General features: G+C 60.3%; 24 protein-coding genes and 1 pseudogene. 20 read left to right on the top strand and 5 right to left on the bottom strand.

Annotated features, from left to right (window positions below; translation table 11 throughout):
• Nucleotides 1-41: 41 nt before the first annotated feature.
• Complete coding sequence (locus LB547_RS25955) at nucleotides 42-1,259, bottom strand: cytochrome P450 (RefSeq protein ID WP_064993533.1); 1,218 nt, start codon at nucleotides 1,257-1,259, stop codon at nucleotides 42-44.
• Between the two features lie 374 nt (nucleotides 1,260-1,633).
• Here LB547_RS25955 and LB547_RS25950 point away from each other — a divergent pair, with 374 nt between their 5' ends.
• Nucleotides 1,634-1,825 carry a hypothetical protein gene (locus LB547_RS25950; RefSeq protein ID WP_086081371.1) on the top strand — a complete coding sequence of 64 codons (192 nt, stop codon included), beginning with the start codon at nucleotides 1,634-1,636 and terminating at the stop codon, nucleotides 1,823-1,825.
• Nucleotides 1,826-2,514: 689 nt separating this feature from the next.
• On the opposite strand, the gene LB547_RS25945 is transcribed toward LB547_RS25950, so the two are convergent.
• Nucleotides 2,515-3,576 (bottom strand): hemin-degrading factor, encoded by a 1,062-nt coding sequence (locus LB547_RS25945; protein WP_064993535.1) that lies wholly within the window; start codon nucleotides 3,574-3,576, stop codon nucleotides 2,515-2,517.
• Between the two features lie 317 nt (nucleotides 3,577-3,893).
• Here LB547_RS25945 and LB547_RS25940 point away from each other — a divergent pair, with 317 nt between their 5' ends.
• From LB547_RS25940 to LB547_RS25905, 8 genes are all read left to right on the top strand, one after another.
• On the top strand, nucleotides 3,894-4,214 hold the full coding sequence (locus tag LB547_RS25940; RefSeq protein ID WP_064993574.1) for a HesB/IscA family protein: 321 nt from the start codon (nucleotides 3,894-3,896) through the stop codon (nucleotides 4,212-4,214).
• 177 nt (nucleotides 4,215-4,391) lie between these two features.
• Complete coding sequence (gene nifS, locus LB547_RS25935) at nucleotides 4,392-5,609, top strand: cysteine desulfurase NifS (protein WP_064993536.1); 1,218 nt, start codon at nucleotides 4,392-4,394, stop codon at nucleotides 5,607-5,609.
• The gene (locus tag LB547_RS25930; protein ID WP_224655971.1) at nucleotides 5,606-6,652 is read left to right on the top strand and encodes a pyruvate carboxyltransferase; all 1,047 of its coding nucleotides are present in this window, start codon (nucleotides 5,606-5,608) and stop codon (nucleotides 6,650-6,652) included. The genes nifS and LB547_RS25930 overlap by 4 nt, the downstream gene beginning before the upstream one ends.
• A 51-nt stretch (nucleotides 6,653-6,703) precedes the next feature.
• Complete coding sequence (nifW, locus tag LB547_RS25925; protein ID WP_064993537.1) at nucleotides 6,704-7,084, top strand: nitrogenase stabilizing/protective protein NifW; 381 nt, start codon at nucleotides 6,704-6,706, stop codon at nucleotides 7,082-7,084.
• Nucleotides 7,085-7,258: 174 nt separating this feature from the next.
• Nucleotides 7,259-8,107, top strand: coding sequence for an electron transfer flavoprotein subunit beta/FixA family protein (locus LB547_RS25920; RefSeq protein ID WP_013533507.1), 849 nt, complete (start codon nucleotides 7,259-7,261; stop codon nucleotides 8,105-8,107).
• 18 nt (nucleotides 8,108-8,125) lie between these two features.
• Nucleotides 8,126-9,235 (top strand): electron transfer flavoprotein subunit alpha/FixB family protein, encoded by a 1,110-nt coding sequence (locus LB547_RS25915; RefSeq protein ID WP_064993538.1) that lies wholly within the window; start codon nucleotides 8,126-8,128, stop codon nucleotides 9,233-9,235.
• 11 nt (nucleotides 9,236-9,246) lie between these two features.
• Nucleotides 9,247-10,554 carry an FAD-dependent oxidoreductase gene (locus LB547_RS25910; RefSeq protein WP_064993539.1) on the top strand — a complete coding sequence of 436 codons (1,308 nt, stop codon included), beginning with the start codon at nucleotides 9,247-9,249 and terminating at the stop codon, nucleotides 10,552-10,554.
• A gap of 12 nt (nucleotides 10,555-10,566) precedes the next feature.
• Complete coding sequence (locus LB547_RS25905; protein ID WP_064993540.1) at nucleotides 10,567-10,866, top strand: ferredoxin family protein; 300 nt, start codon at nucleotides 10,567-10,569, stop codon at nucleotides 10,864-10,866.
• 164 nt (nucleotides 10,867-11,030) lie between these two features.
• Here LB547_RS25905 and LB547_RS25900 read toward each other — a convergent pair whose 3' ends face one another.
• Entirely contained in the window at nucleotides 11,031-11,231 is a 201-nt protein-coding gene (locus tag LB547_RS25900) for a hypothetical protein (RefSeq protein ID WP_064993541.1), read from the bottom strand.
• 393 nt (nucleotides 11,232-11,624) lie between these two features.
• Here LB547_RS25900 and nifB point away from each other — a divergent pair, with 393 nt between their 5' ends.
• The 10 genes from nifB (at nucleotide 11,625) to LB547_RS25850 (ending at nucleotide 21,295) form a co-directional block, all read left to right on the top strand.
• Nucleotides 11,625-13,106, top strand: a complete 1,482-nt coding sequence (gene nifB / locus LB547_RS25895; protein ID WP_064993542.1) for a nitrogenase cofactor biosynthesis protein NifB — start codon at nucleotides 11,625-11,627, stop codon at nucleotides 13,104-13,106.
• Nucleotides 13,107-13,137: 31 nt separating this feature from the next.
• Nucleotides 13,138-13,332 (top strand): 4Fe-4S dicluster domain-containing protein, encoded by a 195-nt coding sequence (locus LB547_RS25890; protein ID WP_013533512.1) that lies wholly within the window; start codon nucleotides 13,138-13,140, stop codon nucleotides 13,330-13,332.
• Nucleotides 13,333-13,408: 76 nt separating this feature from the next.
• Nucleotides 13,409-13,726 (top strand): nitrogen fixation protein NifZ, encoded by a 318-nt coding sequence (locus LB547_RS25885; protein ID WP_064993543.1) that lies wholly within the window; start codon nucleotides 13,409-13,411, stop codon nucleotides 13,724-13,726.
• Complete coding sequence (gene nifT, locus LB547_RS25880; RefSeq protein WP_064993544.1) at nucleotides 13,726-13,938, top strand: putative nitrogen fixation protein NifT; 213 nt, start codon at nucleotides 13,726-13,728, stop codon at nucleotides 13,936-13,938. Before LB547_RS25885 ends, nifT begins: the two co-directional genes overlap by 1 nt.
• Nucleotides 13,939-13,977: 39 nt before the next feature.
• Complete coding sequence (locus LB547_RS25875; RefSeq protein WP_064993545.1) at nucleotides 13,978-14,862, top strand: SIR2 family NAD-dependent protein deacylase; 885 nt, start codon at nucleotides 13,978-13,980, stop codon at nucleotides 14,860-14,862.
• Nucleotides 14,863-14,948: 86 nt separating this feature from the next.
• The gene (locus tag LB547_RS25870; RefSeq protein ID WP_064993546.1) at nucleotides 14,949-16,811 is read left to right on the top strand and encodes an ABC transporter ATP-binding protein; all 1,863 of its coding nucleotides are present in this window, start codon (nucleotides 14,949-14,951) and stop codon (nucleotides 16,809-16,811) included.
• A complete protein-coding gene (locus LB547_RS25865; RefSeq protein ID WP_064993547.1) occupies nucleotides 16,811-18,709 on the top strand; it encodes an ABC transporter ATP-binding protein in 1,899 nt (632 codons plus the stop codon). The genes LB547_RS25870 and LB547_RS25865 overlap by 1 nt, the downstream gene beginning before the upstream one ends.
• Before the next feature lie 1,620 nt (nucleotides 18,710-20,329).
• Entirely contained in the window at nucleotides 20,330-20,530 is a 201-nt protein-coding gene (locus LB547_RS25860) for a hypothetical protein (protein ID WP_064993548.1), read from the top strand.
• On the top strand, nucleotides 20,527-21,048 hold the full coding sequence (locus tag LB547_RS25855) for a hypothetical protein (RefSeq protein WP_064993549.1): 522 nt from the start codon (nucleotides 20,527-20,529) through the stop codon (nucleotides 21,046-21,048). Before LB547_RS25860 ends, LB547_RS25855 begins: the two co-directional genes overlap by 4 nt.
• Before the next feature lie 46 nt (nucleotides 21,049-21,094).
• The gene (locus LB547_RS25850) at nucleotides 21,095-21,295 is read left to right on the top strand and encodes a hypothetical protein (protein WP_176479567.1); all 201 of its coding nucleotides are present in this window, start codon (nucleotides 21,095-21,097) and stop codon (nucleotides 21,293-21,295) included.
• 418 nt (nucleotides 21,296-21,713) lie between these two features.
• On the opposite strand, the gene LB547_RS25845 is transcribed toward LB547_RS25850, so the two are convergent.
• Together LB547_RS25845 and nifA are read right to left on the bottom strand one after the other, a co-directional pair.
• Nucleotides 21,714-21,932 carry a hypothetical protein gene (locus LB547_RS25845; protein ID WP_064993551.1) on the bottom strand — a complete coding sequence of 73 codons (219 nt, stop codon included), beginning with the start codon at nucleotides 21,930-21,932 and terminating at the stop codon, nucleotides 21,714-21,716.
• 368 nt (nucleotides 21,933-22,300) lie between these two features.
• A complete protein-coding gene (gene nifA, locus LB547_RS25840) occupies nucleotides 22,301-24,061 on the bottom strand; it encodes a nif-specific transcriptional activator NifA (RefSeq protein ID WP_064993575.1) in 1,761 nt (586 codons plus the stop codon).
• A gap of 1,286 nt (nucleotides 24,062-25,347) precedes the next feature.
• Here nifA and LB547_RS25835 point away from each other — a divergent pair.
• Nucleotides 25,348-26,754 (top strand): annotated as a pseudogene (locus LB547_RS25835) (dicarboxylate/amino acid:cation symporter); the annotation flags it as partial.
• Between the last annotated feature and the right edge of the window lie 142 nt (nucleotides 26,755-26,896).

Genomic DNA, 26,896 nt, shown 5'->3' with positions numbered 1-26,896 from the left:
GGCTACTTCCCACGTCTGTGCCCAGTTCCGGGCGGCCTTGGTCAAGCCCAATCCAGAATCAGATTTTCGATCCCGAACACATGGCCGCCATGGGTGATGGGTGCTGTTGCCTCCTTGATCCGAAAGGGCGGTATGCGCGCCATCCACTCCTCCAGCCCAATGACAATTTCCCGCCGGGCGAGATGAGAGCCAAGGCAACGGTGGGGACCATAGCCAAAGGCGGCGTGGCGGTTGCCCTCTCGCGTCAGATCGACCGTGTTGGGGGCCTCGAATTCCGCAGGGTCACGATTTGCAATCATCGTGGCGCAGGAAACAAAGTCTCCCTTGCGGATCGGCGCGCCTTTGAAATCGATATCTTTCCGTGCCACGCGGATCATCTGAACGCTCGGATAGGCGCGCAGCAACTCTTCGGCTGCGAGCACAATCCGGTCCGGTTCGTTCCGCAGCAATTCCTGATCTTCGAGGTTGCGCGCGAGATAGGCCAAGTCGAAGCCAATGGCTGCAGCGACGGTGTCGAGTCCCGCAACGAAGGTAAGCACGCCAATGCCACGGACCTCCTGGTCCGTCAACCCGCGACCCTCGACCTGTGCATGCACGATGAAGCTCATGAAATCGTCGACGGGCTCTTTGCGGCGCATCGCCGCTAGTTCGTCGATGAACGCCACAATAGTCCGAGCAGCCGCCGGCCGTCTCACATCGTCGCCGTGGAGCAGATCTTTCGCCCAGCCGACAAATGTATCGAGACGGTGATCCGGCAGTCCGAGAAAGCGAAGGAAGATGTTGACGGCGAAGGGAAAGGCGAAATCCTTCATCACGTCGCAGCTCGTGCCCCGCGAGGCGATGCTGTCGATGAGCGTTATCGCTCGCTCGCGGATAGTTGGTTCAAATTCCGCTACGCGCTGTGGCGAAAGCAGCGGATTGAGCAGTGAGCGAAAGACTCCATGGTACGGTGGATCGAGTTCGAGCGGGATCATCGGCCAGTCTTCGCCCAATGCAGATGCGAAGATGCTGCGATGACTGGAAAAGACTTCGGTCTCCTGCAGCACCCGGCGCTGATCTGCCGCCCGAGTGATGACCCAAGTACCCTGTCCGGCCCGCGTGTTCCAAGGCGAATAAAAGATCGGCGGCCCGGCATGCACGCAAGCGACTGCTGCGTGCGGATCGCCGTTGGGCGTCGGGGACATGCCTGGCGAGGTAAAAAGACTGAAGTCGCCCACCATTTCCGGGGGGACATGATCTGGAACCGGGTTGGCTACCATTTGGTCCTCCTGCGTTCAGGCGTTTACGCCGCTGAACTGCGTGACGCACTGCCGACATCGCCTCAGATGACATTGAGCAAATCGCGTGCCGAATAGGGGCACCGTTGGCACCCGCTCATATATCGTCGTGGCGACCCGGTATGGGGCTACGCCTGGTAGGGCTTTCGACATTCTTGTCCGTTCCAGACATCACAACGGTGCGCATAGAAGCTAACGAGGAGCCTGGTGGAAGCTGCCTAAGGATCGAACGAGGTCCCTCCCAGACCGGGTGTCGCTCGGCGGTAGCGAAGCCGCTCGCGAGCGCGCTCTCCACAAGCGCTGTAGGGAGCGAGCGGCTTTGCGGTGGTAATCGACGGTTCGCAGGCAAGGTGGATTTGCTGACAGCGATTGGTTCGCAGGAACGATCACTGACCATGATGAGCCTGCGCGCTCGTGAAGAAGGCTCCGGCCCCGATCCCTTGCTGGTTTGCCGCCGAGCGGCGGAGCTGGAGCTTGGGGCCGCCGACGCCGCCAACGGCGAAAAGAAGGCCTACGTCCGCCGAGGCTATCGCGAGGCCGCAAATTAGCTCTGAAGATTCCGCCCCGACATTCTTCTGCGTCAGGATCACCTCGCCTGGCGGTGACGATCGCCTCGTCGGACAGCTGCTGCCCGCCGGAGAAATCCTCGACCGCACTCGTCGTACCGGCAACCAGGCCTTCGACTGCTGCGTCGCCGCCCCGGGCCGAGAATCTAACCGCCCTGCTCCGATAGCACGAACAGGATGCGCTGGCGTTCTTTGATGATACGGTCTGCTTCGGGCGGCGTTCAGCTTTGCATCCATCTCGCACGCTACCCTTGCGGACTTGGCATTGGACGCCGACGGGCCTTGCCGACCTTATGGATCATTCGAGCACGCCTTTGTGGACCCATCCCTCTGGAAACTGGACGAAGGGACCGATCGATTTCACCTCGACCACTTGATGCCACCCGGCGCCGTACAGGGCCGGGATGTTGGACGTTCGATCGACGTACAGCTGACGCATTAGACCAGGGGCAGCTTCCGGTTCTGGGACATCGCAACGGAACCATCGATGGCTGGCTCGCCACGGGTGTAGCGCCCTGGGGCTGGAGACTACGGTCAAGGCGATCCGCGACGGGTCGCAAAAGACAGCTGTGCTCTCGTTGGCCTCGGCAGGCGCAGAGGTGGTCAGCAGAATCCAGAGTAGCGGCGCGGACGCCGAGCGAAAACGGAAATCAATATGCGTCGGTCCTACCTCAAGCGGCGGTTGAATTGGGAAAGCGCGGCAGGTTCTCGGTCAGTAACCGCCAGTCGTCGCGCTCGGGTTCGCCTTCCCTGCGCGTCCCGAAAAACTGGATGATCATATTGCCGTCGGCGCCATAGGCTTCGAGTGACGTGACGTGGCCGTCCCTGGTCGGCTTGCGCACGGCCCAAACCTCGCGGATGTGCTGGGTCCTGAGATGCAGGTGGAAAGTGGCGTCGAGAACGTTGATGCAAGGCCCGATCTGCCTGACCAACTTGATCGGGCCGGAATGGATCTGGATGCAGCCAGGATTGCCGACAAAGCACATGATCGGCATCTCGTCCTCGGCGACACGATGGAACATGCCGCCAATGGCAGCATTGTCAAGCAGCCAGGCGTAGTCCTGGCCGACCATGCGGACCGCCCGGCGGCGCCTGAGGTTCAGCGTCTTCAGCATGCCGAAGAACTGGTGTACGTCGGTCAGCTGGCTCCAGTGCTCCCGCAGGTCGTCGATGGTAGCGGCTTGGTCCGGAATGTTTGCCTCGTTTTCGGCTGACCTCGTCTTAACCGATACAATCGGCTCCTGGTTCGAGGATTGGAGTTCGTCTGTCAGTCTTTGATAGGCATAGAGGTTTGAGGACGGCCTCAGATGCACCTTGTGCACTGCCTCGCCTGCGGCGTCGAAAAATTGCAGGCTGCGGCGGATCTCCCCGCCTTCGCGTGTCTCGACGGCAAAGCCATGCGCCCACACCTTCGGGAAGATGCGCAGATCAATGTCATTGCCGAGCACCATGGCGTGATGGCTGCCGGTGAGCACCTTGTCGTAGATGCCTATCTTCTCATGCACGGCACTATCATTGCTGGTCAGCGCCATTACCTCGCCGACCGCCTTGAGAGCGGTTAGAACAACATTGACGCGTGGCTCGATGCGCACCGTGCCAAAACCGCAATGTGCCGCGGAGAGCTCCGCTTCCGAGATGCCCAATTGGCCAGCGAGATCGCGGTCGCGGATTTTGGGGCTGTCTTCGCGTGCCCGCCGGATTCTCTCTGGCGAAGGTTTCTCGCGCTGGTGCATGTCTTACCTCTGCTTGCCCATACTGTCGGTCAGGAGCGTTAGTCCTCGCCAAAAGGGAGCCTCAAAACTCGTGCCAATTTGCCGAAGCATCTCGGAAACTGGCTTACGTGCCAGCTCAGCGGGAACTCGGGCCCAGCCCCTGTGGCGGACGCGACAAATCCGACAATACGTGTCGATTGCCGGACGCCTTCGCAGCAATTCCGAACCGGAATCGCGGCAGTGTTAGCGATGTCGCACTGTTCCAGCGCCGCTTTTCCCATTGGCACGGACCATGCATGGTGATCCGCAAAATCGTCACGCACGAGGATAAGCGAGCCATGATTACGCTCACCGACAAGGCCGTTGCCGCGGTCAAGACCGCTCTTTCCGCCGCTACTGACCCCGCGGAAGGCTTTCGCATCATGGTTCAGCCCGGCGGCTGCTCCGGCTTCAAATACTCAATCGGCTTGGAGAGCGTCCCGCGCGAGGGCGACGCGATCCTCGAGACAGATGGGATCAAGGTGTTCTTAGACGCCGGCTCCCAACCGCATGTCGCCGGCATGACCGTCGACTTCGTCACGGGGCTCGAATCCTCCGGCTTTGTCTTCGATAACCCAAACGCGCGAGCGAAGTGCTCATGCGGCAAGTCCTTCAGCTGATCGTCGAAGCAGGAGAGAGGGCCCGGGAGGTGAGCTCGTCGATCGCGACGGCGGCGCCTGTCTAAATCAATTTGTGGGTGCTGCACCGGCTCTGGATCGTCTCGGCTATCAACGGCGGGTGCAAGCGCGATGAATCCTTGCGCTTAACGTCATTCCGCTCGATTGGAGACCACACCCATGACAGTTCTCTATCTCGACAACAACGCAACGACACGGGTCGATCCCGAGGTCGTTCAAGCGATGTTGCCCTTCCTTACGGATCAATTCGGCAACCCTTCGTCGGCGCACGGTCTTGGCACCCTTGCCGGCGCCGCGTTGAGAAACGCGCGGCGGCAGCTGCAGGCGCTGATCGGCGCGGCGTTTGATGACGAGATCACCTTCACCTCGGGTGGGACGGAAAGCGACAACGCGGCCATTCTTTCGGCGCTCGAGGTGATGCCTGACCGGACAGAGATCGTGACGTCCGCCGTTGAACATCCCGCAGTGCTGGCGCTCTGCGCACATCTTGAGCAGACGCGCCGGGTCAAGGTGCACAGGATCCCGGTGGATCACCATGGCCGGCTCGACATTGACGCTTACCGGGCAGCCCTCAGCTCAAACGTGGCAATCGTCTCGATCATGTGGGCCAACAACGAAACTGGTACGATCTTCCCCGTCGCAAAGCTCGCCGAATTGGCGAAGGAAGTCGGCGCCCTTTTCCACACCGATGCCGTGCAGGCGGTCGGCAAGCTCCCCATGGACCTGAAATCGACCGCTATCGACATGCTATCGCTCTCCAGCCATAAATTGCATGGACCGAAAGGCGTCGGCGCACTTTTCCTCAAGCGCGGTGTGCGCTTCCACTCGCTGATCAAAGGCGGTCACCAAGAGAGAGACCGGCGTGCGGGAACCGAAAACACGCCCGGCATAGTTGGGCTCGGCATGGCAGCCGAACTCGCCCTGAAATTCATGGATGATGAGACCACACGGATAAAGTGGCTACGCGACCGGCTGGAGAACGGGATTCTTCAGCGTGTACCAAACACCTTCGTCAACGGCGATCCCTTCGAGCGCTTGCCGAACACCGCAAACATCGCCTTCGAACGTATCGAAGGTGATGGAATCCTGCATCTCCTCAACCGCGTGGGTATCGCCTGTTCCTCAGGCTCCGCCTGCACCTCTGGCTGTGCACAGCCGAGCCATGTGCTGAGGGCGATGAACATCCCACATGGGGCGGTCCGTTTCTCGTTCTCGCGTGACAACGACCAAGACGACGTGGACCGGGTGCTCGAGGTCTTGCCTGCCATCGTGGAGAAGCTGCGCGAGTCCCTCAGTTCTGCGCCGGAAGGGCGGAGTGCCGAAGACCTTCAATGCGGTCCCTGTCTCAGCGCCGGAAGCTCGGGCGACCATTCATGAGAAGTCAGGTCTTTCTCAAGGAGACGACTCTGCGCGAGGGCGAGCAGGCACCCGGCGTTGCCTTCACCGTGGCGGAAAAACTTGAGATCGCTGAGTCGCTTGCAGCAGCCGGCGTCGCTGAGATCAAGATCGGCACGCCGGCAATGGGCGCCGACGAGATCGACGCAATTCGCGCCGTGGTCGCGCGGAGCCTCTCGGTGCGGCTCACGGCCTGGTGCCGGATGACCTCACCGGATCTCGAAGCAGCGATCGAGGGCGCGGTCCGGGCCGTCAATCTGTCGTTTCCTGCATCGAACATCCAACTTGCCACCAAGCTCGGCCTCGATCAGGCGGGAGCGCTCCAGCTTATCGAGCATATGGTCGGGCGCGCAGCCGCCAGCGGCTCCTCCGTCGCCGTTGGCTGCGAGGATGCTTCACGGGCCGACCGGGATCATCTCGGGCGCGTTATCATGATGGCGGCGCGCGCCGGCGCAAGGCGCGTGAGGCTGGCTGGCACAGCCGGCGTTCTCGACCCCTTTTCGACCTTCGAGCTTGTCGCCCAGCTGGCGGCGATCCGCGCCGGCGCGCGCCATGCCTCGGCCACCGTCCTTGGACTCAGCGAGCGCGCGGGCAATGCCGCGCTGGAAGAGGTGGCCGCCGCGTTAGCTGTCCTCCAGCACGCAGATGCTGGCATCGACCTGACCGCATTGCCTGCCCTGGCAGCCAAGGTCGCGCAGGCGTCACGCCGACCGACAGCCGCCACCAAGCCGATCGTCGGGGCTGTGACCTCCAAAACCCTCCGGAGATCAAGGCGCATGATCCGGCCGCGTCTGGCCGATCTCCTCATAGATGCCAGCAACAAGACCTCGGTCCCATTCAGGTCGGAGCCCGGGCAGATCGAGAGCCAATGCGGCAATAATCGAGCCCATCTCGCACTGCTCGGCGCTGCGCATGGCGCCTGTTCGCCACGCCCGGGCACCGGGGTGCCCAGCCTTGCGACCAACCGATTGCCTCGCTGGCTCAGCCCACCTCGTGCATCAAACTGCGGATTTTCGCGGCTGTAGATCAGAGTTTTTCGTATTTGACCCAACAGTTTTCCGACAAGGGAGAATGTAATGACCTGTTCCGCTGACGGCCGTCCCATCGATGTCACCGATATCGTTACGCGACTGAAAGGAGTGTCGGCCGCGGAGGAGTTCTTCTCTGTCCTTGGCGTCTCCTATGATCCGAAGGTGCTCGACGTTTCACGGCTCCATATCATGAAGCGTGTGGGACAATATCTTGCTGAGGAAGATTTCTCCGGTCTGCCCGACCAGGTGATCGCCGCGCGCGTGCGCGCCCTGCTGGAACGGGCTTACGGGGACTTCGCGGTTTCCTCGCCGCTCACGCACCGGGTCTTCAAGGTGCTCAAAGATCACGATCCGGATAAAGCTTGCACGACACGCCGCGCCTTCGTTCCTTTCGATCCCGTCCTGAAGCCGTTCGGCAGGGAATGATCGCGACATAGACGCGACGCGACAATGTCAAGAAGTCGACAAGTTCGGGATCGCAACGGCGCCATCCGTAGTGAGCAGCCCGAAGGGGAACAGGGCCGCAAAGCACTTGGCACGAATGATGCAGCCAAGAACTCGCACCGCCAGCCCGCCGGATAACAGCGTAGAGAAACGCCAATGCACATCGTCGTCAGCATTAAGCAGGTGCCGGACTCGGCACAGATACGGGTCCATCCGGTGACGAACACCATCATGCGCCAGGGTGTGCCGACCATCATCAACCCCTATGACCTATTCGCCCTCGAAGAAGCTCTCAGGCTACGCGACGCTTATGGCGGCGAGGTCACCGTGCTCACCATGGGTCCGCCCATGGCAGAGGACTCCCTGCGCAAAGCGCTTGGCTACGGCGCCGATCGCGCGGTGCTTTTGACCGACCGCTATTTTGCCGGTTCCGACACACTGGCGACATCACTTGCTCTCTCCCAGGCAATCGCGAAGATCGGCGAAACCTTCGGCACGCCGGACGTGGTCTTCACGGGCAAGCAGACGATCGACGGCGACACCGCGCAAGTCGGGCCCGGCATCGCCAAGCGTCTCGATCTCAGCCAACTCACCTATGTCGCGAGAATCGCTACCATCGATCTTGCTGCGCGCGAGATCACGGTGGAGCGTCGTTGCGAGGGCGGGACGCAGACGCTGAAGAGCAAGCTGCCTTGCCTCATCACCATGCTGGAAGGCACCAACGAGATGCGTCGGGGCTCGATCGAAGACGCATTGAGCGCTGCGCGGAGGCAGGTTGTGAAATGGAGTGCGGCCGAGGCGGGCATTGAGGACCTCACCAAGTGCGGCTTGCGTGGCTCGCCGACGGTCGTCAGACGCGTTTTCGCCCCTACGGCGCGGTCGGAAAAGGCAGCGCAAATTGACACGGCCGAGAAGACGCTGCGCGACCTCGCCGACGAACTGATTGTTGCAATTTTCACCCGCCAGCCGGCACTGGAACCGGAACTCGCCTTCGACGGCGCCTGACGGCAAGGAGCAGACCATATGTCGAGCGCGAACCCAGACACTCCCCGCCCGCCCGCCGGCCGTGCCGGGATGACGAAGGAACTGCCCGAGCGTTTCAGGGCCTATCGGCACGTTTGGGTTTTCATCGAGCTTGAACGCGGCCAGGTCCACTCCGTGTCCTTCGAATTGCTTGGTGAGGGCCGCAAGCTGGCAGACAAACTTGGCGTCCAGCTCTGTGGCGTTGTGCTCGGACCGCCGGAAGAAGCCACCCAGAACGCGGTCGCCGAAGCCTTCGCCTATGGCGCCGACCTTGTCTACTTCGTCGAGTCGCCGCTGCTCGCCGACTATCGGAATGAGCCTTTCACCAAGGCGATGACCGATCTGGTTGATACTTACAAACCCGAGATTCTGCTTCTCGGAGCGACCACGCTCGGCAGGGATCTCGCCGGGTCCGTCGCGACGACCTTGCTAACAGGGCTCACGGCCGACTGCACCGAACTCGATGTGGATGCCGACGGTTCGCTTGCCGCGACCCGTCCGACTTTCGGGGGTTCGTTGCTATGCACGATATACACGCTGAACTACAGGCCGCAGATGGCGACGGTGCGACCGAGGGTCATGCCCATGCCGCAGCGGGCGGACAGAGCGATCGGGCGCGTCATCGCGCACAAGCTTTCACTGGCCGAGGATGAGATCGTCACCAAAATCCTCGGCTTCCTGCCGGATAGCCAGTCAGGCACAGCCAATCTCGCCTATGCCGATGTGGTGGTTGCGGGAGGGCTCGGCCTCGGCGGGGCGGAGAACCTGCAGCTTGTGAAGAGTCTCGCGCGAGCGATTGGCGCCGAATTTGGCTGTTCGCGGCCGCTGGTCCAAAAGGGCTGGATGCCGGCGGATCGGCAGATCGGCCAGACTGGCAAGACAATCCGGCCGAAGCTTTACATAGCGGCTGGTATTTCTGGCGCGATCCAGCACCGCGTTGGGGTTGAGGCAGCCGATCTCATCGTGGCCATCAACACCGACCCGAACGCTCCGATTTTCGATTTCGCTCACCTCGGGATCGTCACCGATGCGGTCCGCTTCCTCCCCGCGCTCACCGAGGCCTTCACCCGGCGGCTGTCACCGCACAGCCGCGACAAGCTTGCGAGCTAAGGGAGATCGAGATGATCAACGAAGAATTCGACGCGATTGTCATCGGAGCCGGCATGTCCGGGAACGCAGCTGCTTACACGATGGCAAGCGACGGCTTGAAGGTACTCCAGTTGGAGCGAGGTGAATATCCGGGCTCCAAGAATGTTCAGGGCGCCATCATGTACGCGAACATGCTGGAGAAGATCATCCCGGATTTCCGCGATGATGCACCTCTGGAGCGGCATCTGGTCGAACAGCGGCTATGGGTCATGGACGAGACCTCCCACACCGGGATTCACTATCGGTCGGAGGACTTCAACGAGGTGAGCCCCAATCGCTATACCATCATCCGTGCCCAGTTCGACAAGTGGTTTTCGCGCAGGGTGCGCCAGGCCGGCGCGACGCTTCTGTGCGAGACGACCGTGACGGAACTCGTGCGTGACAACAAGGGCAAGGTGATCGGGGTGCGGACAGATCGGGCTGGCGGAGCGATCTACGCGGACGTCGTTGTTCTTGCAGAAGGTGTCTGCGGGCTGCTTGGCACGCGAGGCGGCCTGCGCAAGATGCTGACGCCCGAAGCCGTGGCGCTGGCCGTCAAGGAAATGCATTTCTTGCCCGAAGAGGTCATTGAGCAGCGGTTCGGCGTCAAAGGGAGTGAAGGCTGCGTGATCGAGGCAGTCGGCACGATATCCCACGACATGGCCGGGCTCGGGTTCCTCTACACCAACAAGGAATCGATCTCACTGGGCATCGGCTGCCTCGTCTCGGATTTCACCGCGAAGATGGAGAGCCCTTACGCCCTCCTGGAGGCGCTAAAAAACCATCCTTCGATCCGGCCGCTGATCGCCGGCTCGGAGGTGAAGGAATACGCGGCGCATCTCATTCCTGAAGGTGGCTACAAGGCAATTCCGCAGCTCTTTGGCGACGGTTGGGTCGTTGTTGGCGATGCTGCGCAATTGAACAACGCCATTCACCGCGAGGGTTCGAACCTCGCCATGACCTCCGGTCGCATTGCGGCTGAAGCTATCATCCAAGTCAAGAGACGCAACGATCCTATGACCAAACGGAACCTCGCCCTTTACAAGACGATGCTGGACGAATCCTTCGTGGTGAAGGACCTGCGGAAATACAAAGACATGCCAGCCTTACTCCATAATAACGCCGCTAATTTCTTCACGACCTACCCGCGGCTAATGTCGAAAGCCGCGCAGAACTTCATGCGGGTCGACGGCACGCCAAAGATCGAGAAGGAAAGGGCTACTACCGCAGCCTTCATCAAGGCGCGATCGCGGTTGGGTCTGGTCAGGGACGCTATCCGCCTGGCATTGGCGTGGCGGTGAGGCACTGACCACATGACAAACCCAGTGACGAACTTGCGTGTAGAGGACAAGCTTTACCAGAACCGCTATCTGGTGGACTCCGGCCGTCCGCATATAAAGGTGCGACCGCACGAGCAACCAAGCGCGAATCTGGTCGCGCTGACCCACGTCTGTCCAGCGAAATGCTATGAGTCGAACGACAAAGGTCAGGTTGAAATCACCGCTGATGGCTGCATGGAGTGCGGCACCTGCCGCATCTTGTGCGAGGCCAGCGGCGAGATCGAATGGAACTATCCGCGCGGTGGCTTCGGTGTCCTCTTCAAGTTCGGATGATCCGCGTTTGCATAGGGCACGTGTGTACTCCTGAAGTTACCACAAGCGCCAACCGCTTCTGGCGCCATCCTCGCAAAGGGGGCGGGTGAACAGTGTGCTTCCAGAATTGAATGAATGCTACTTGGGAGGAGCATTGGACCACAACTCCTGAGTGTTTCCAGGGCTCACATACCGCCGGACCGGGTTAACGAACGCGGCAGGTCAGATACGCTTTGCGCCGACATGACATCGAGATGAAGAAATTCCAGCGTTCTCACGATGTCGAGAACAAGACCATACCCCTGCGCCAGGTGCGCGGGAACTGTCCGTGCCAAGGCCAAGCTGCTCGGGTCTCTGACGATGATCACGCTTTTGATCGCGATCATGAGGAGCCCAGGCGGGCGTCTGGACGAGAGTAAAGGGGAGGCACGCATCTCCCAGCTGGAACCATGCCGACACAGTATGCGGCGACACCTTCACCGCCGATGAGTTCACAGTCGCCGAGATCGACATCTTCGCCGGAGACCGGTCGAGAACGTTGTGCCGAGGCGCTCACGGGTGAAGGGATCGACACGCGATTTCTGTCTCTCAATGATGTCCGGCCGTAGTCGCCTTCCTCACCTTATGCGGCTGCCGCTGTCCGAGGTCCGACAAATTTATGTCGGAGCAGCCTCATGATATCCGACGCGAAAGCCAATTGCCGATCATAGTGCCGCCTTTTGAGTTGGCATTGCGCTTGCGCTTTGAACTGCGACGTTAACCCGCAACGGAGCCGTTCGATGTCCGCACCGGCAATTTCGGTTGAGAGCCTGACCGAGACGAAGCTCTCCGACCAGTTGCTGGCGAGCGCGAATTCGGGTGGCTGCGTATCTACCTCCTGCGGGTCGTCGACAAGACCGGACGATCTGGATCCGGCTGTCTGGGACAAGATCAAGGATCATCCGTGCTTTTCTGAAGAGGCGCATCACTATTTCGCGCGCATGCACGTCGCTGTCGCGCCTGCGTGCAATGTCCAATGCAACTATTGCAATCGCAAATATGACTGCTCCAACGAAAGCCGGCCTGGGGTTGTCTCGGAAAAGCTGACGCCCGACCAGGCGGTACGCAAGGTTATCGCGGTCGCCAACGAAGTGCCGCAGCTTTCCGTGCTGGGCATCGCCGGACCGGGCGATGCCTGCTACGACTGGGAGAAGACAAAGGCGACGTTCGAACGCGTCGTCAGGGAAATCCCCGACATCAAGCTTTGCATCTCTACCAATGGGCTCGCGCTGCCGGACCATGTCGCCGAGCTTGCCGACATGAATGTCGATCACGTGACGATCACCATCAACATGGTCGATCCGGAAGTCGGAGCAAAGATCTATCCCTGGATCTTTTACGACCACCGCCGCTACGTCGGCATCGAAGCCGCCAGGATCCTGCACGAGCGACAGATGCTGAGCTTGGAGATGCTGAGCGCGCGCGGCATCCTCACCAAAATCAATTCAGTGATGATCCCCGGGGTGAACGACCAGCACCTGGTTGAGGTGAACAAGCAGGTCAAGCAGCGCGGCGCGTTCCTGCACAACGTCATGCCCCTGATTTCAGACCCGGCTCACGGCACGTACTACGGACTGACCGGGCAGCGCGGCCCAAATGCAATGGAGATGACGGCTCTTCAGGATCTTCTTCAAGGCGGCGCCAAGCTGATGCGCCACTGCCGGCAGTGCCGGGCAGATGCCGTCGGCCTGCTCGGCGAGGATCGTGGCCAGGAATTCACGATCGACCAGATTCCTGGCGAGCTCACCTATGATGCCGGCAAGCGCGAAGCCTATCGGGAGCTGGTCGCGGACGAGCGCCGTGATCACCTGGCGGCCAGGAGCGAAGCGATTGGAATGGTCAAGGCAGCCGGCTCCGGCAAGTCCCTGGTCGTCGCGGTGGCGACTAGGGGCGGCGGCCGCGTCAACGAACACTTCGGCCATGCCAAGGAATTCCAGGTGTATGAAGCCTCGCCGATAGGTATCAACTTTGTCGGGCACCGCAAGGTTGAGCAGTATTGCCTCGGCGGGTGGGGCGAGAACGACACTCTCGAGTGCGTCATCGCCGCGCTGGAAGGCGTAGACATCGTGCTTTGCGCCAAGATTGGAAACTGCCCCAAGGATAAGTTGGCGGACGCCGGTATCCGAGCAACCGACGCTTATGGCCATGACTATATCGAAACGGCAATCGGCGCGATTTACGCCGCCGAGTCCGGCGTCCCGGCACTCGCGGCGAACGCCTGAGCCGTCTCATTCCACTCGAACAGGAGTCAAAATGGCTTTCAAGATCATCGCATCCCAATGCACGCAATGCGGCGCCTGCGAATTCGAATGCCCGTCCGGTGCGATCAAGTTCAAAGGCGAGAGCTACGTGGTCGAGCCGCAGAAGTGCACAGAATGCCAGGGAGAATTCGACACGCAACAATGTGCCTCGGTATGCCCGGTGCCGAAGACCTGCGTTCCCGCCTGACCCGGCATAGGGCTGCTTCCGGGAAAGCCTGCGCGCCCCATCAACAACTCTGGCCTCAAACAAACAAGGAACCGCCATGCGGCTCGCACGCGAACAGGAGGTCGAAATCCGCAGGCCTCCCCAATTCAGGCCGGGAGAGCGGGTCCGCGCCACTCGTCACATAAAGAATGACGGCACCTATCCTGGCAGGGAGATCGGCGAAAATCTCGTGCGCAAGGGTGAAGAGGGTTATGTGCGCGACATCGGCACCTTTCTACAGCAGTTCTTCATCTATGCCGTCGAATGGATCGACCGTGGCACGGTCGTTGGCATGCGAGCGCGCGAATTGATGAGCCTCGACAGGGCCGACCTTGCCGGTAGGGCCGAAGAAAACGCGAAGCAAGGGACGGCCTGATGAAAGTTATGATCCGCAGGACCGATGCCGGATTGTCCGCGTACGTCCCCAAAAAAGATCTCGAAGAGGCGATTATCAAGTTCGAGAACCAAGATTTGTGGGGTGGGGTCGTAACGCTCAGGAACGGCTGGCGCCTTCTCCTACCCGATCTTCCCCCGAATACGCGTCTGCCGATCACCGTCGAGGCAAGAAAGCTTTCGGACGACGACTGACGTTTCGCCTCAATCAGGAGGCGTGGAGAGGAAACGAGCATGAACACGATCCCGACCTCGGGCCACCTCTTCGTCGTCCGCGACAGTTTTGCCCGAAAGCTGCTTGAGCTGGCCAGACAAGCGCTCATTTCCGATCACGTGATCCCGTATCTCGGTCCGGGTCTGCTGCGGCTAAGCTCAGCGGAGCCGCCTGTACCGTGCACCCCGGAGGCCGTCGCCGCCGCACTCAACACCCGGGCCACAGCTCCCTCGAAGATCCGCACCAACATGTGGTCGGTCGCGCAATTCATCGAGCAGCGCCGGCATCGCCGCACACTTCAAGCCTGGATGGCAGATATATTCGCGGGGCCGACGGCGCCGACGCTCCTCCACAACTGGCTCGCAAAGCTCCCGCTCTCCCTCATCGTCGACAGCTGGTACGAAGGCGCCATGAGGGCGGCGCTGGCTGAGGCCGGCCGAACCGACGTCGCCGAGATACAAGGCGTCACCCGGGCGAACGAAACTCGCGACATTTGGACCAGAACCTACGACTTGTTCGGGACGGAGCTCGAGCCCGGAGCAGCGACAAGGACGGTTCTCTACGCGCCTCATGGCAGTATCAGGCCGGCCGCAAATTTCCTCATAGCCGATTCCGACTATGTCGAAGCCCTGACCGAGATCGACATCCAGACCCCTATCCCTGACGTGGTCAAGGAACGGCGCACCGACCGGGGCTTTTTATTCCTCGGCTGCCGCTTCAACGATCAGATGCTGCGCACTTACGCCAGGCAGATCATGAAGCGCTCAGAAGGCCCACGTTACGCGATAATGGACGGGAAAACGCTGACCAGAAACGAAGCGCGTTTCCTTGGGGCAAGCGGGATCACGGTGATTGACATGCCAGACAGCGATGCCGTGGCGCAACTCGCCGGGTCAACGACTTGAGCCAATGCCCTGGTCAACTTGAGGACTTCGTTGGTGTGAGTCGATGGCTTGTTTTTGAAGGCGCTAAGTTAAGTTAGGGACACACCGTGAGCAGTGATGCTGTTGGCACGACCTCTCTCAAATCGTCCGCGCATGTGAAAGCGGCCGGGTGGGGCCGGGGCTTGAGCACGCTGCTGCGCATCACGCGCATGAATCTGAGGCATCCGGGCCAAGCCGCGCTTGCGATCGGGTCGACTATCGCAGCCGTAATCCTGCAGGTGCTCATTCCCCAGCTTCTCGGCGACGCTATCGACCAGACCAAGGTAGTCCTCGGGGGCGGTGCCACGGGGGCGGCTGCAGAACAAGCGCTGTGGGTTCCGGCTCTCCTGCTGCTCGCCGCGAGTACGCTACGCGGCCTTTTCACGATGGCGCAAAACTATTTTGCCGAGGCCGTCGGACATCACGTCGCGTACGAACTGCGGCTGGCTTTTTACGACAAGGTCCAGCGCCTCAGCTTTTCCTTTCACGACCGGGTGCATTCAGGCGACCTGATCACCCTCGGCATCCTCGATCTCGATGGTGTGCGGATGTATTTTTCCACCGCCCTGGTTCGCTTGCTTCTGCTCACCATGCTGATCGGGATCGGCGGCTACAGGATGATCTCAACCGACACGCTGCTCGGTTTCATCGCGCTGAGCTTCGTGCCTTTCGTAGCCTGGCGATCGTCGATCACGCAGGTCAAGCTACGCGCCATCTGGCTCAACCTGCAGGAGCGGCTTTCCGTCCTCGGCCGTGTGATGGAGGAAAATCTGGCGGGTATCCGCGTTGTCCGGGCCTTTTCGGCACAGGCCTACGAGATGGCAAAGTTCGACCGCGCGTCGAAAAACGCGCTCGAAGTCGCTCACCAGCAGGTTGACGTGTACGTGCCAAATACGTCGGCGATGACCCTGGCCTTCTTTCTCGCCATGGGGTTGGTCCTCTGGATCGGTTGCAACAAGGTCATCGTCGGCCAGATCAGCGTTGGGACGCTCACCATGTTCCTGGCCTTCATGACGATCCTGCAAATGCCCGTCCGGCAGATTGGCCTGATGGTCAACGGCTTCGCCCGCGCTTATACTTGCGGTTCGCGCCTCTTCGGTCTGCTCGATCAGGACAATACGATCAGGGATGTTCCCACCGCCCGACCACTTGAGATCGGTGAAGGCACTCTGCGCTTCGACAATGTCTCGTTTGCATATCCCGGCACCGGAAACCGGGCCGTTCTTGAGAATGTCACTTTTTGTGCCCGTAGGGGCGAGACGATCGCGATCGTGGGTCCGCCGGGTTCGGGCAAATCGACAATCGCTCACCTGATCCCCCGCTTTTACGACGTCACTGGGGGCGCCATCATGCTTGACGGGCAGGACATCCGTGGGGTCACCCTCGCCACGCTTCGCAAGGCGGTCGCTGTCGTACAGCAGGATGCATTCCTGTTCACTACCACGATCGAGAACAACATCGCTTATGGCGACCCTTGGGCAAAGGAACAGCGGATCGAGCGCGCTAGCGAATCCGCCCAGTTGCACAACTACATCCTGGGCCTCCCCGCAGGTTACAAGACGGTCGTCGGCGAACGGGGCACTTCTCTGTCAGGGGGTCAGCGGCAGCGCCTCACCATAGCTCGCACCATGATGTTGCGTCCATCAGTCGTCATTTTCGACGACTCAACGGCCGCGATCGACGCCGCCACCGAACAGCGCATTCGCGTGGCGATACGGCGTTTCGCCAAGGATAGGGTGACGATCATCATCGCCCACCGGCTAAGTTCGCTCAAGCACGCCGACCGGATCCTGTTTGTCGACAACGGCAAGATCGTGGAACGTGGTACCCATCAAGAGCTTTTGGCCAAGCAAGGACGCTACAAGGCCCTTCATGATCTGCAGTTGCGCCCGGGAGATGACATTGTGACGAAGTATAGGGGCGCGCCCTGATGGCCCAGGAGCACGCCAGCGAAATCGAAATCGAACCCAATGACGGCGGCAGACGTCCCCCGCGCGCGGTCGTCGGTTCCCATCGCGCCGAGGAGGAGATGTTCGGCCGGGCCTTTGACCAAAAGATCGTTCGGCGCATCTGGGCCTTCGTTCGTCCCTACCAGGCCACGGCAGCCGTCTCCGTCGCCGCATTACTGATTTTCACTGGCACGCAGCTTCTCATCCCGCTGATCATCCGCTACGCGATCAACGAGGCCATAACCCCGGCAGGCGTTGATCGCTCCGCACTGCTTGAGGCCGCCGGCGCGTTTGCGCTCGCCATTCTGGTTAATTTCGGCGCCGCTTACGCACAGGAAGCCGTGATCGGGAAAATGGCCGGAAACGTCCTCTTCGACATCCGCCGCGCCATGTTTGCGCATCTGCAGATGGTATCGCTCTCCTTCATGGACAAGACCGAGATCGGACGCCTGATGTCCCGCCTCCAAGGCGACGTCAACTCTATCCAGGAATTCCTCGAAAGCTCAATCTACTCTGTAGGCGACATAACGCTTCTCTTCGGCATCATTGTCGTTATGCTGTGCGTCAACTTCAGGCTCGGCCTTCTGACGCTCTCTGTCTTGCCGGTCCTGTTGGTTATCCGCATCGTCTGGCTGCCGCGTGCTCGCGACGCCTTCACTGCTGCACAAGACACCAATTCAGTTGTTAACGGCGCGTTGGCCGAAGCCATTCACGGCGTGCGCACCGTTCAGTCCATGGACCGCCAGCAGGTAAACTTCGCATTGTATGACGACAAGGCACATGCTGACCTCACAACCCACCTGATCGCTGCCAGGTATACACAGATAATGGTGCCGATCGTGGATGGCCTCACAGGCCTCGCCATGGCTGTCGTAATTGTGGTCGGCGGCTCCATGAATGGTCCCATCGAAGTAGGAGCGTTGGTTGCCTACATATTCTATATCCAACGCTTCTTTGACCCAATTCGTTCACTTACCCTGCAATATTCGGTCATGCAGAGAGCGATGGCCTCCGGCAAGCGCCTGACCGAGGTGCTGGACGTCCAGATCGAGGTGCAGGACAAACGCGACGCGCGGGTACTTTCGGCGGAAATGGACTGCTCGGTTGAGTTCAGGAACGTTACGTTCGGCTACGATCCCAACCATCCGGTGCTGAGCAACGTATCTTTCGAGGTCAATCCCGGCGAGACCGTCGCCTTGGTCGGGCCGACCGGCTCTGGTAAATCGAGCGCAATGGCCCTCGTCCACCGCTTCTATGATGTTCAGCAAGGCCAGGTGCTGGTCGGCGGACGCGATGTGCGCGACCTCACCCAGGAATCCCTCGGCCTCCAGATCGCCATGGTACTGCAGGAACCGTTCCTGTTCACCGGGACAGTCTTCGAGAACATCCGCTATCACAAGACCGAGGCCACGCGCGACAGGGTGATCGAGGCCGCTAAGGTGGTCGGAGCCCACGACTTCATCACGAGCCTTCCCAACGGGTATGAAACCCAGCTCGGCGAACGCGGCGGCAACCTTTCTCTCGGCCAGCGTCAGCTTGTCAGTTTCGCCCGCGCTCTTGTTGCCGACGCCAAGATCCTGGTTCTTGACGAGGCCACCGCCAACATAGACAGCTACACGGAAATGTTGATCCAGAAGGCTCTGAGAAAACTCCTGGAAGGCCGCACTGGCCTCGTCATCGCTCACCGGCTCGCCACAATCCGCTATGCCGATCGGATCATCGTACTTCAGAACGGCCAGGTTATCGAGACCGGCAACCACGACAAACTGATGGCTATGGGCGGGCTCTATTCCAAACTGTACGATCTGAACTACTCATCCTTCGACGACATTCCCAAAGAGGAAGCTGATGCGACCGTAAAAGCCGCCTCTCGTACCTGATGCAAGCATCGCCGGCAGTATCCGCTTTAGGCGCGTCGGCGAACGCCGCGGATGAAGCGGGCAGAGAAAACCACTCGCACTCAAGGAAGCCAACCGCGTGACGGCCGTATGATGAGCGGGATAACCCTAATCCGTTTCCAATCAGACGAACGCTGCCTCGCCTCCAGCAAGCCCTGGACAAGAAGCCGTGCGAACGAGACCGATCCAGAAAACGGCGGCAACCATCTGCCTCCAAGCGTTGAAGAAACGCTGTAGACCTGACGCAGGGCCATAAGCCCCGACGGGTGGGCAACTGTCCAGCGGATGATGTTTGATCTGCGGTCACTTCAGGTTTTTCCTCGGTAGCATACTGTCCCGCAACAGCGTGTGGCTCTGGTCGAGGCAAACCGGCTGCCGCGCGCCGAGCGTGTGGCATCGACGGTCCACGCTTCCAAGATCCCACCTCTTCCTGCTCCACACCAAGGCTCGCAAAAATCGTATCAACTCACCCATCGACCCGACATTCGTTTCCAGCGGTTAGCCTAAGCCCTAGACAAGAAAGTGCCTGAACGAAGAGGTTTGTCGCGGACCCGACAATCCGACACTCCGTGTCGGATGGCGATCATAGACCGCTATCGTACTCGGATACCGGAAAAGTGGGGCAGCGAGTGGGACGCGATTGAGCACGAGACCGCTGGAGGCCATTCGGCCTAGAGTCGGTTCGGCAGCCATTGATCCCGCGGACCCGGCGCCCAGCCGTCTGGTGCAAGGCACCTCCCCGCTGTTTGTGGGAGCGTAATCGACGAACCCGCGACCAGTCTACGTTCGCCCCAGTCGCGTTCCAGTAGCCGCGTCGCTCAACCATCATTGCCGAAGCTGGCCGTCTTCGCCGTGTTCATCGCCAGTTTCTAGGTTCTGCCTGCTGGACACTCGACACAGCCGTCAGCCAATATCGAGGCCAGCCCGCCTTTTCCAAGTTCGGCGACGGCAGGCTACGTCTCACCGGGATGAGGCCGGCAAGTCTGCGGGCGTCAGCGTGAGAACTCATTTTCGGGCATAGTTCGAGCACTCCTTCGCAAGATCGCGTCAATCCAGCAGACGGCACGTGTTGTGCAGCATCGGCGAATGCGGTCCGACTACCGGCCTTTCGTTAAGGGCGGGGCGTTCCCGACCATGGCAGGAGCACCAATTGCGCTATCCGCTCGCCTTTTTCCTCTCGAGTGCCGCAGATGCGATCGCTCCGTCTCGCCGGCGTCTCCATCTAAATGCTGGGCGCGAGCTGACGATCTCGCGCAAGCAGGCGCTCGCTTTTCTGGCCGATCCCGACGCCTATCTCACCGGAAACCGCTGTGAGCTCGATGATACCTCAGCGCTACGAATACGAGACCTTCGGGGCACGGCACATCCCCTCGCGCAACGTGGCCACGGCGCTCTGGCCTCCGCCAGCAAGGGCCAACTCAGATAGCACCCCAGAGACGAAAACCACGTGAACCTGCACACGCGCCAGCCGGCGACGACTGCGCAATCGACAAGTGACCTGCACGCCCGGCATTTTGCTGTTGTCGGCGCTCTCCTTGGCACGAGGATTGCGTGACCGTTACCGAAATAGCAAGGAATTCGAAACCGTTAGCAGGAGTAAAGATGGATACCGCACAATTGGACCGGGAGATCCACAAGATCGCCAACCAATGCGTGACCGAGGCCAGGGCAGTCGTCAAGAATCGAGGGCTCCAGCCCCAGGAACTAACCGCGAAAACGGTCGCTGCCGGCGTCGACACTGTCGAGATCGTACGCTCGGCCGACGCGGCCATGAGCAAGGTTGACGAGGGGACGTGGCTGTGACGACGATCGCCTACAAACACGGCGTAATGGCCGCCGACAGCCGTGCCTACGGCGCCGGCCTGGGGTCAATCGGCTCCAAGCTCAAAATCCGCCGTCTTCCGGATGGACGCCTGATTGGCGCAACGACTCCCCAGGTTGGCGCCGGTGAGGCCATTCTGGACTGGTACGCCGCTGGCGCTGACGTTCACAACACGCCAGAGGGTGTAAAAGGCTCCAACGTCGGTCTGCTGGTCGTTCATCCCGACGGGCGCGCTCAAGTGGCGTCTGGCGCCTGGACACTGACCGGCATGCTCGAAAGCCCCTATTTTGTTGTCGGCAGCGGCTCCCATTACGCGGAGGCCATTCTCGAATCCGGCGGGACCTCACAGCAGGCTGTAGAGATCGCCTGCAAGTTCGATTCGCACTCCGGGCTCCCGGTCGTGTCCCTGATGCACGGAGCGCCCTGCCCTTCCCCGCGCCACCCCAGGCGGGCCAAGTGGCTGTCGTGGGTCGGCAGGAGGTTCAAGATTTCGGGCTAGTTATCGTCGCAGCTGCCGGCCGTGACAATAGGATGAAGGGAGTCTGATGGGGTACAAACCAACGCGGCACAAGCCGCGCGAGGCAGCCCTGATCCGCTTGATCATCAACGGGTTCGGCGGCCCAGCGCCGGCGCCGCTAGTAGCGATCGCGCTGCTGGCGACGTCGGCCATCCAGTTCGCCGGCGTACCGGTCTCAGTCGTGGCGCTATTGTTCTTGCGCCGCCAGCTGGAGGAATCTTTCAGTTAAGGCCCCGAGGCGTTGCTTCAATCACTCTGTAGACAGTGGTCGGGTCTTCGCCTGGATCAGGAGTTCGCGTGACTCGTCGGACATCGCAGCTGTGAGGGTCACCCTTCGTGCGTACCCTGTGTTTGGCATTGACGAGACCTTTCCCTTGCCGGCGCAAGCAACGTCGTCAGATGAATGACCAACATCAGGCGTGAATCAGCAAGAGCGGGCAAACCACACCAGCGGCTTCTGAGGACCGCGGACACCTTGCGCTTGTCGGACATGACCTGGACGAAAGCGGACACACACGGAGCATTGTCGATCCAGACATGGACGAATCCCGCCGATGCCGAGGAGGCGATTGACTACGCCCGTTTGCCGCCGGTGATGCGATGTCCGACGAGGCCAAGGCCGGCCCAGCTCTTGATGTCGAGATGAACTACTTCGCCGGGATGCTCCCGCTACCGGGCGCCTGGGACCCGGCTCCGACGCACCGAACCTGTTCAGGCCCAAACCGCCAGTCGGCCGCTGCAACGATCCATTGCTCTGCGATCACCGATCCATCGTACAAGTCCTCGTCAATAAGGTGTGCGGCCTGCCAAGGGTTCTCTTCGATCTTGGTCGGCACGCCCTTCCAGATTTTCCTTTCAAAAGACATCGTGGGCTCCTGCGAAAAGGCGGGCCCGCAATTTAAAGGCGGGCCCGCAATTTACAGGAGTCTTTAGCATGGACGTGTTCTACACCAAAAAGGATAGCGAGCGCACAGAGCTCATATCGGGTGGTAGCACCGGTCACCGGTTCCTCGTTCTATTTTGCTTTACATAACGGCCACCTGTCGTTGGGGCCAACCAGGTCGAAACAGCTTGAAATTGGCCTCCTGCCCGCCAATCTCATTGCTAGGTAGCAAAGCGTCATGGCCCCATGTTCTTGCCTGGGTCGATCGAATCGAAATGGCGACGCGGGGACCCCACATCGCTCGTCTCAAGGCGCCAAAGCACCAAGGCTTCATCTGGTTCGGTTGATTCTTCACAGACGTTTGATCTCAATGCCGTATTTCCTCAGCGTGTAGCCAATCTGGCGCGGCGTCAGTCCAAGCAGGCGTGCCGCCTTTGCCTGGACCCAGCCACATCTTTCCATGGCCGCGATGACAGCTTCAGCACCGGTCGTTCTCGTACCGTTCAAGTGAGCTATCCTGCTGAGTGGCGGCTCCCCTGTAGTCTCAGGCGGGACTGCGACGGAGGGAGACGTACCGGCAGCAGCCGGCGTTATGGCCGCACCCCCTGGCGCCGGCAACATCGGACGCGATTGCAGCGCCAGGCTGACGGATCTGACCTTATGCAGCGCCGCTGCGAAGCATTGGCCTTGGCAGCATGCAAAGTCGCCTCTCCCTATCGATGCCCCCATCGCCAGAACGGCTGTCCGATACACGCAGTTCTGGAGCTCGCGAATGTTGCCGGGAAAATCACAGTTCATCAGCACTTCAACCGCACCGGGATCGAGGGTCATCGTAACGCCGTTCTCATCATTGAAATTTTTGAGAAACTCGGCTGCGAGGAGCGGAATATCACTGCGCCTTTCGCGCAGCGCCGGCACCCGCACCGTAAACACATTGATGCGGTAATAGAGGTCCTCCCGGAACTCATTTCTGGCAACTGCCTCTTCCAGGTTCTTGTTCGTGGCAGCGATGATCCGAACATCGACTTTGACGGTCTGGTTGCCGCCGACGCGCTCGAACTCCTGCTCCTGCAGCACACGCAAGAGCTTTGCCTGGAACGATGGCGAGATCTCGCCGATCTCGTCCAGGAACAGCGTCCCTTTGTCGGCGAGCTCAAAGCGCCCCTTGCGCGAGTTGAACGCGCTTGTGAATGCGCCCTTCTCGTGACCGAACAATTCGGATTCCAGGACTGTCTCGGATAGCGCAGCGCAATTGACCTTGATGAAGGGGCGTTTGGCGCGCGGCGACAAATCATGGAGGGCCTTGGCGACCTTCTCCTTCCCGGTACCCGACTCGCCTCGCAACAGAACCGCAATCTTGAGCTTGGCTACGACCTGGATATTCTCAATCAGATCGCGAAACGGCAAACTGTCGCCAATCATCCCCTCGATGTGAATCTTGTTACGCTGCCGCGCCGGTTGGTTCTGCTTTGGCTGCAAGTCGTGCTGGGCCATGGGTTGCTGGCGACCGCCCCCTAGGGAGCGACGAAACTTGACTGTCTGACCTACCAAATTAGCGATTTGGTTGAGCAGATAGAGGTTGTGATCGAGCCAAGCTCTTGGGTCTTCGCCCAGTACGTGGTCGATGGTCAGTGTGCCCACGACATCCGCATCGACGCGAATGGGAACGCCGATGAAGGACACTGCTGCGTTGTTGGAGACCCCGAGCACGTCCGTGTCGGCGGCGGTGAAAGCCGAATGAAAGGCGATGTTCTCGGTGACCAGGGGCGTGCCCGCCCTCATAATGTGGTCGATCGCGTTCCGCGGCACACGGCGGCTCTCGCTCGAGCCGGCGCCGAAGATTTCCAGTTCGCCATGACTGTTTAAGAGAGAGATGATGCCGTGCCGCATCGGCAGAAACGATCGCAGAATATCTACGACCTTTGTCAACGTGACATCGAGCGCGGAGGGGGCGGCAAGTGCTGTAGTAAATATTTCCACTACGCCGGCAAGCTCGCTCTCACGTGACGGCAGAGTAGCGGATTCCATTTTGGCGTCGTGAAGCGATGGGCAGCATGACGGCGTCTGCTCAGCACTTTCTTCAGATTGGCGATTGTTGTCATGATTTAGCATGTCATCCTCCATTCCGGGCCGCGACAGCAACGCCGCGCCATGTGGGCCTGCGACGTCGCCGGGCGTAGAGGCCCTGGTCAAATGGCATCGGCGCCCCAGCCACCGTTGGCCGGGACCGGCATGAGTTTCTTCGCCCCGTAGGCCGCCGCAGATTGGCGCACTTGCTCGCGCGTCGGAGCCACGAGTGCTTGGGACGTCGATAGAAACAATCGTGACGCGGGGTTGGCGGCAGCACGCCGGAGTTCCGCAGGAGGCATAAGACGAAAAGTAGGTCTCGGTTTTTGGCTTCGGTCAGGGTCCGATGAAAGGCAGGCACGAAAAATGCGGGAGGCGATGCTCGATGCATAGCTGGACTATCCTTAGTGAATCGGGGCGCTCTACAGGCTCTTCCGGTGGCCACCACTGCTGCTCGGAACGAGATGGGCAGTCAACAGCTGCTCGGAACGATGTGGCCAATCAACCGAACTTCCTTGCATTTCTGAAAGGATGAGAGAGGCTATGATAGAATCCATCATTCAGATTCTAGGAGATCGATGGGAACGGCAAAGATGTTTGCCCCGGCGTCTCGAGGGTGCCTGGCGCGCTGAGCGAGCCGACGCATTTGCGCGCTTCTATCGCCGGCAATCGCTGCCGACGTCCTCCTGGTTCCGGCTCGCTGAGTGACCGCGACAATCGTTCATTCCTCGCTATTTGATGCCATTCCCACGAGAGCAGGCTGGCGCGTGCCATGGCGCGAAGTTGTCGTCGTGCGGGCTTCAGTGTTCGTGCTGCAAAGCATCTCCTCAATCACACGGTTGCGCCAGGACCCGCGGGATCAATCGGTCTGTCGACGGCCCCTTCGAGACGCTCTGCTTCGGCGGGAGCGCGGCCAGAGCACGCTCGTGTAGGTGATCCTCCACTCCGGTGGCGGTCGGTCGCAAATACGACAAGGAAGCGGGGACATCGGGGCGCCAGAGACACAACCGGCGGCCGCTCTGCCAGGCAAAGCAATTACTGCACGGCGCCCTGTCAATCCTCTTTCTTCTACCGGACCGTATTGCTTCGACGCGGCACAATGCCGAGCCTAAGTGCGGGATTTCGCCCAGGATCAGGCAGCCAGTGCGGAAACCCGCACAAACCTCGGGGACACCGGGTGACCGAGCGTCTGAACATGCACGATTGGGCGCGGGATTTCCACTTGGCACGACGCTTGCAGCCGAAACGACAGCAGCGCTCGACCGGAGCGCCGCGATGGAGAAGCGCGGGAAGGGAGGAGGCCCACCCCGATCCGGTCAGGGAGAGAAAAGCTGTTGGCTCCACCGATTCGAAGCGCCGGTCCCCCAGCCCGCAAGGCCTTCTACGCCCAACTGTACGTGCAGGTGCTTACCGCCATCGCCCTCGGTGTCGCAGTCGGCTATTTGTATCCGGGCACCGGAGAGGCTCTGAAGCCGCTGGGCGATGCTTTCATCAAGCTCGTGAAGATGATTATCGCACCTGTGATCTTTCTAACCGTAACGACCGGCATTGCGGGCATGAACGATCTCAAGAAGGTCGGCCGGGTCGCCGGCAAGGCGATGATCTATTTCCTCACCTTCTCGAGCCTCGCATTGATCGTCGGTCTCATTGTCGCCAATGTCGTTCAACCCGGCTCTGGCCTCGATATCGATCCGGCCTCGCTCGATGGCCAGGCCGTGCAGGGCTATGTGGCCAAGGTCCACGATCAGTCGGTGACCGGCTTCCTCATGAACATCATCCCGTCAACTATCGTTGGTGCCTTCGCCGAAGGCAACATCCTGCAGGTCCTGTTCTTCTCGATTCTGTTCGGCAGCGCTCTGGCGATGGCCGGAGACACCGGCAAGCCTGTGCTTTCCTTGCTTCAAGCGCTACTCGCGCCGGTGTTCAAGCTGGTCGGCATCCTGATGCAGGCCGCGCCCGTCGGCGCTTTCGGCGCCATGGCCTTCACAATCGGCAAATATGGCATCGGTTCAGTGGCCAACCTCGCCATGCTGGTCGCGACGTTCTATTTCACCGCATTCGTCTTCGTGTTCGGGATTCTTGGCGCGGTGTGCCGATACAACGGTTTCTCAATCTTTTCTCTCGTGCGATACATCAAGGAAGAGCTGCTGCTGGTCCTGGCAACGTCCTCCTCGGAGGCTGCGCTGCCCTCGCTCATGGAGAAAATGGAGAAGGCAGGCGCCAAGCGTTCCGTCGTGGGTCTCGTCATCCCGACGGGATATTCCTTCAATCTGGACGGTACCAATATCTATATGACGCTTGCCGCCCTCTTCATCGCCCAGGCAACGAACACGCATTTGTCGGTTGCCGATCAGATTCTCCTGTTGGTCGTCGCGATGCTTTCCTCGAAGGGTGCCGCAGGTATTACGGGGGCTGGCTTCGTCACGTTGGCCGCCACGCTTTCCGTAATACCAACTGTTCCCGTTGCTGGGATGGCTCTGATCCTTGGTGTGGACCGCTTCATGTCCGAATGCCGAGCGCTGACGAATGTAGTGGGTAACGCGGTGGCTGCGCTCGTCGTCGCCCGCTGGGAAGGCGAATTGGACGAAGCGCGCATGAAAGCCGCCTTCTGCGGGAGCTTGCCGAGAGACTAAACCGGCCACCCCGCCCCAGCAAGATTGCTGCAGCGCGACCAATCAAGTCGCCGCGCTGTCATCAGCACGAAACAATCGGCTCGCGGCTCTAAACAGCGCGTCGCGAGACACAAGATCAGAAGCGCCAATGCGGTGAATCAAGAAACATGGATGCCTTACGCAAACGAAACCGAGAGCGACGAATGCTCGGTTGCTCCTTGAGCGCTGTTCATTGGATAGGTTGCCGATCGTGGAGCATGTCGAAATC

Origin of the sequence: Mesorhizobium sp. B264B1B, from assembly GCF_020165765.1 — a bacterium.
In the GTDB taxonomy this organism is placed as follows: Bacteria; Pseudomonadota; Alphaproteobacteria; order Rhizobiales; family Rhizobiaceae; genus Mesorhizobium.
Note: the sequence above shows the minus strand (reverse complement) of the source record. Positions and strands in the feature narration are given on the sequence as shown.

What these genes read in the sequence shown, in the direction of transcription:
- LB547_RS25955 (WP_064993533.1), bottom strand. Translation starts at nt 1,259, where the DNA reads ATGGTAGCCAACCCGGTTCCAGATCATGTCCCCCCGGAAATGGTGGGC.
- LB547_RS25945 (WP_064993535.1), bottom strand. Translation starts at nt 3,576, where the DNA reads ATGCACCAGCGCGAGAAACCTTCGCCAGAGAGAATCCGGCGGGCACGC.
- LB547_RS25940 (WP_064993574.1), top strand. Translation starts at nt 3,894, where the DNA reads ATGATTACGCTCACCGACAAGGCCGTTGCCGCGGTCAAGACCGCTCTT.
- nifS (WP_064993536.1), top strand. Translation starts at nt 4,392, where the DNA reads ATGACAGTTCTCTATCTCGACAACAACGCAACGACACGGGTCGATCCC.
- LB547_RS25930 (WP_224655971.1), top strand. Translation starts at nt 5,606, where the DNA reads ATGAGAAGTCAGGTCTTTCTCAAGGAGACGACTCTGCGCGAGGGCGAG.
- nifW (WP_064993537.1), top strand. Translation starts at nt 6,704, where the DNA reads ATGACCTGTTCCGCTGACGGCCGTCCCATCGATGTCACCGATATCGTT.
- LB547_RS25920 (WP_013533507.1), top strand. Translation starts at nt 7,259, where the DNA reads ATGCACATCGTCGTCAGCATTAAGCAGGTGCCGGACTCGGCACAGATA.
- LB547_RS25915 (WP_064993538.1), top strand. Translation starts at nt 8,126, where the DNA reads ATGTCGAGCGCGAACCCAGACACTCCCCGCCCGCCCGCCGGCCGTGCC.
- LB547_RS25910 (WP_064993539.1), top strand. Translation starts at nt 9,247, where the DNA reads ATGATCAACGAAGAATTCGACGCGATTGTCATCGGAGCCGGCATGTCC.
- LB547_RS25905 (WP_064993540.1), top strand. Translation starts at nt 10,567, where the DNA reads ATGACAAACCCAGTGACGAACTTGCGTGTAGAGGACAAGCTTTACCAG.
- LB547_RS25900 (WP_064993541.1), bottom strand. Translation starts at nt 11,231, where the DNA reads ATGATCGCGATCAAAAGCGTGATCATCGTCAGAGACCCGAGCAGCTTG.
- nifB (WP_064993542.1), top strand. Translation starts at nt 11,625, where the DNA reads ATGTCCGCACCGGCAATTTCGGTTGAGAGCCTGACCGAGACGAAGCTC.
- LB547_RS25890 (WP_013533512.1), top strand. Translation starts at nt 13,138, where the DNA reads ATGGCTTTCAAGATCATCGCATCCCAATGCACGCAATGCGGCGCCTGC.
- LB547_RS25885 (WP_064993543.1), top strand. Translation starts at nt 13,409, where the DNA reads ATGCGGCTCGCACGCGAACAGGAGGTCGAAATCCGCAGGCCTCCCCAA.
- nifT (WP_064993544.1), top strand. Translation starts at nt 13,726, where the DNA reads ATGAAAGTTATGATCCGCAGGACCGATGCCGGATTGTCCGCGTACGTC.
- LB547_RS25875 (WP_064993545.1), top strand. Translation starts at nt 13,978, where the DNA reads ATGAACACGATCCCGACCTCGGGCCACCTCTTCGTCGTCCGCGACAGT.
- LB547_RS25865 (WP_064993547.1), top strand. Translation starts at nt 16,811, where the DNA reads ATGGCCCAGGAGCACGCCAGCGAAATCGAAATCGAACCCAATGACGGC.
- LB547_RS25860 (WP_064993548.1), top strand. Translation starts at nt 20,330, where the DNA reads ATGGATACCGCACAATTGGACCGGGAGATCCACAAGATCGCCAACCAA.
- LB547_RS25850 (WP_176479567.1), top strand. Translation starts at nt 21,095, where the DNA reads ATGGGGTACAAACCAACGCGGCACAAGCCGCGCGAGGCAGCCCTGATC.
- LB547_RS25845 (WP_064993551.1), bottom strand. Translation starts at nt 21,932, where the DNA reads ATGTCTTTTGAAAGGAAAATCTGGAAGGGCGTGCCGACCAAGATCGAA.
- nifA (WP_064993575.1), bottom strand. Translation starts at nt 24,061, where the DNA reads ATGCTAAATCATGACAACAATCGCCAATCTGAAGAAAGTGCTGAGCAG.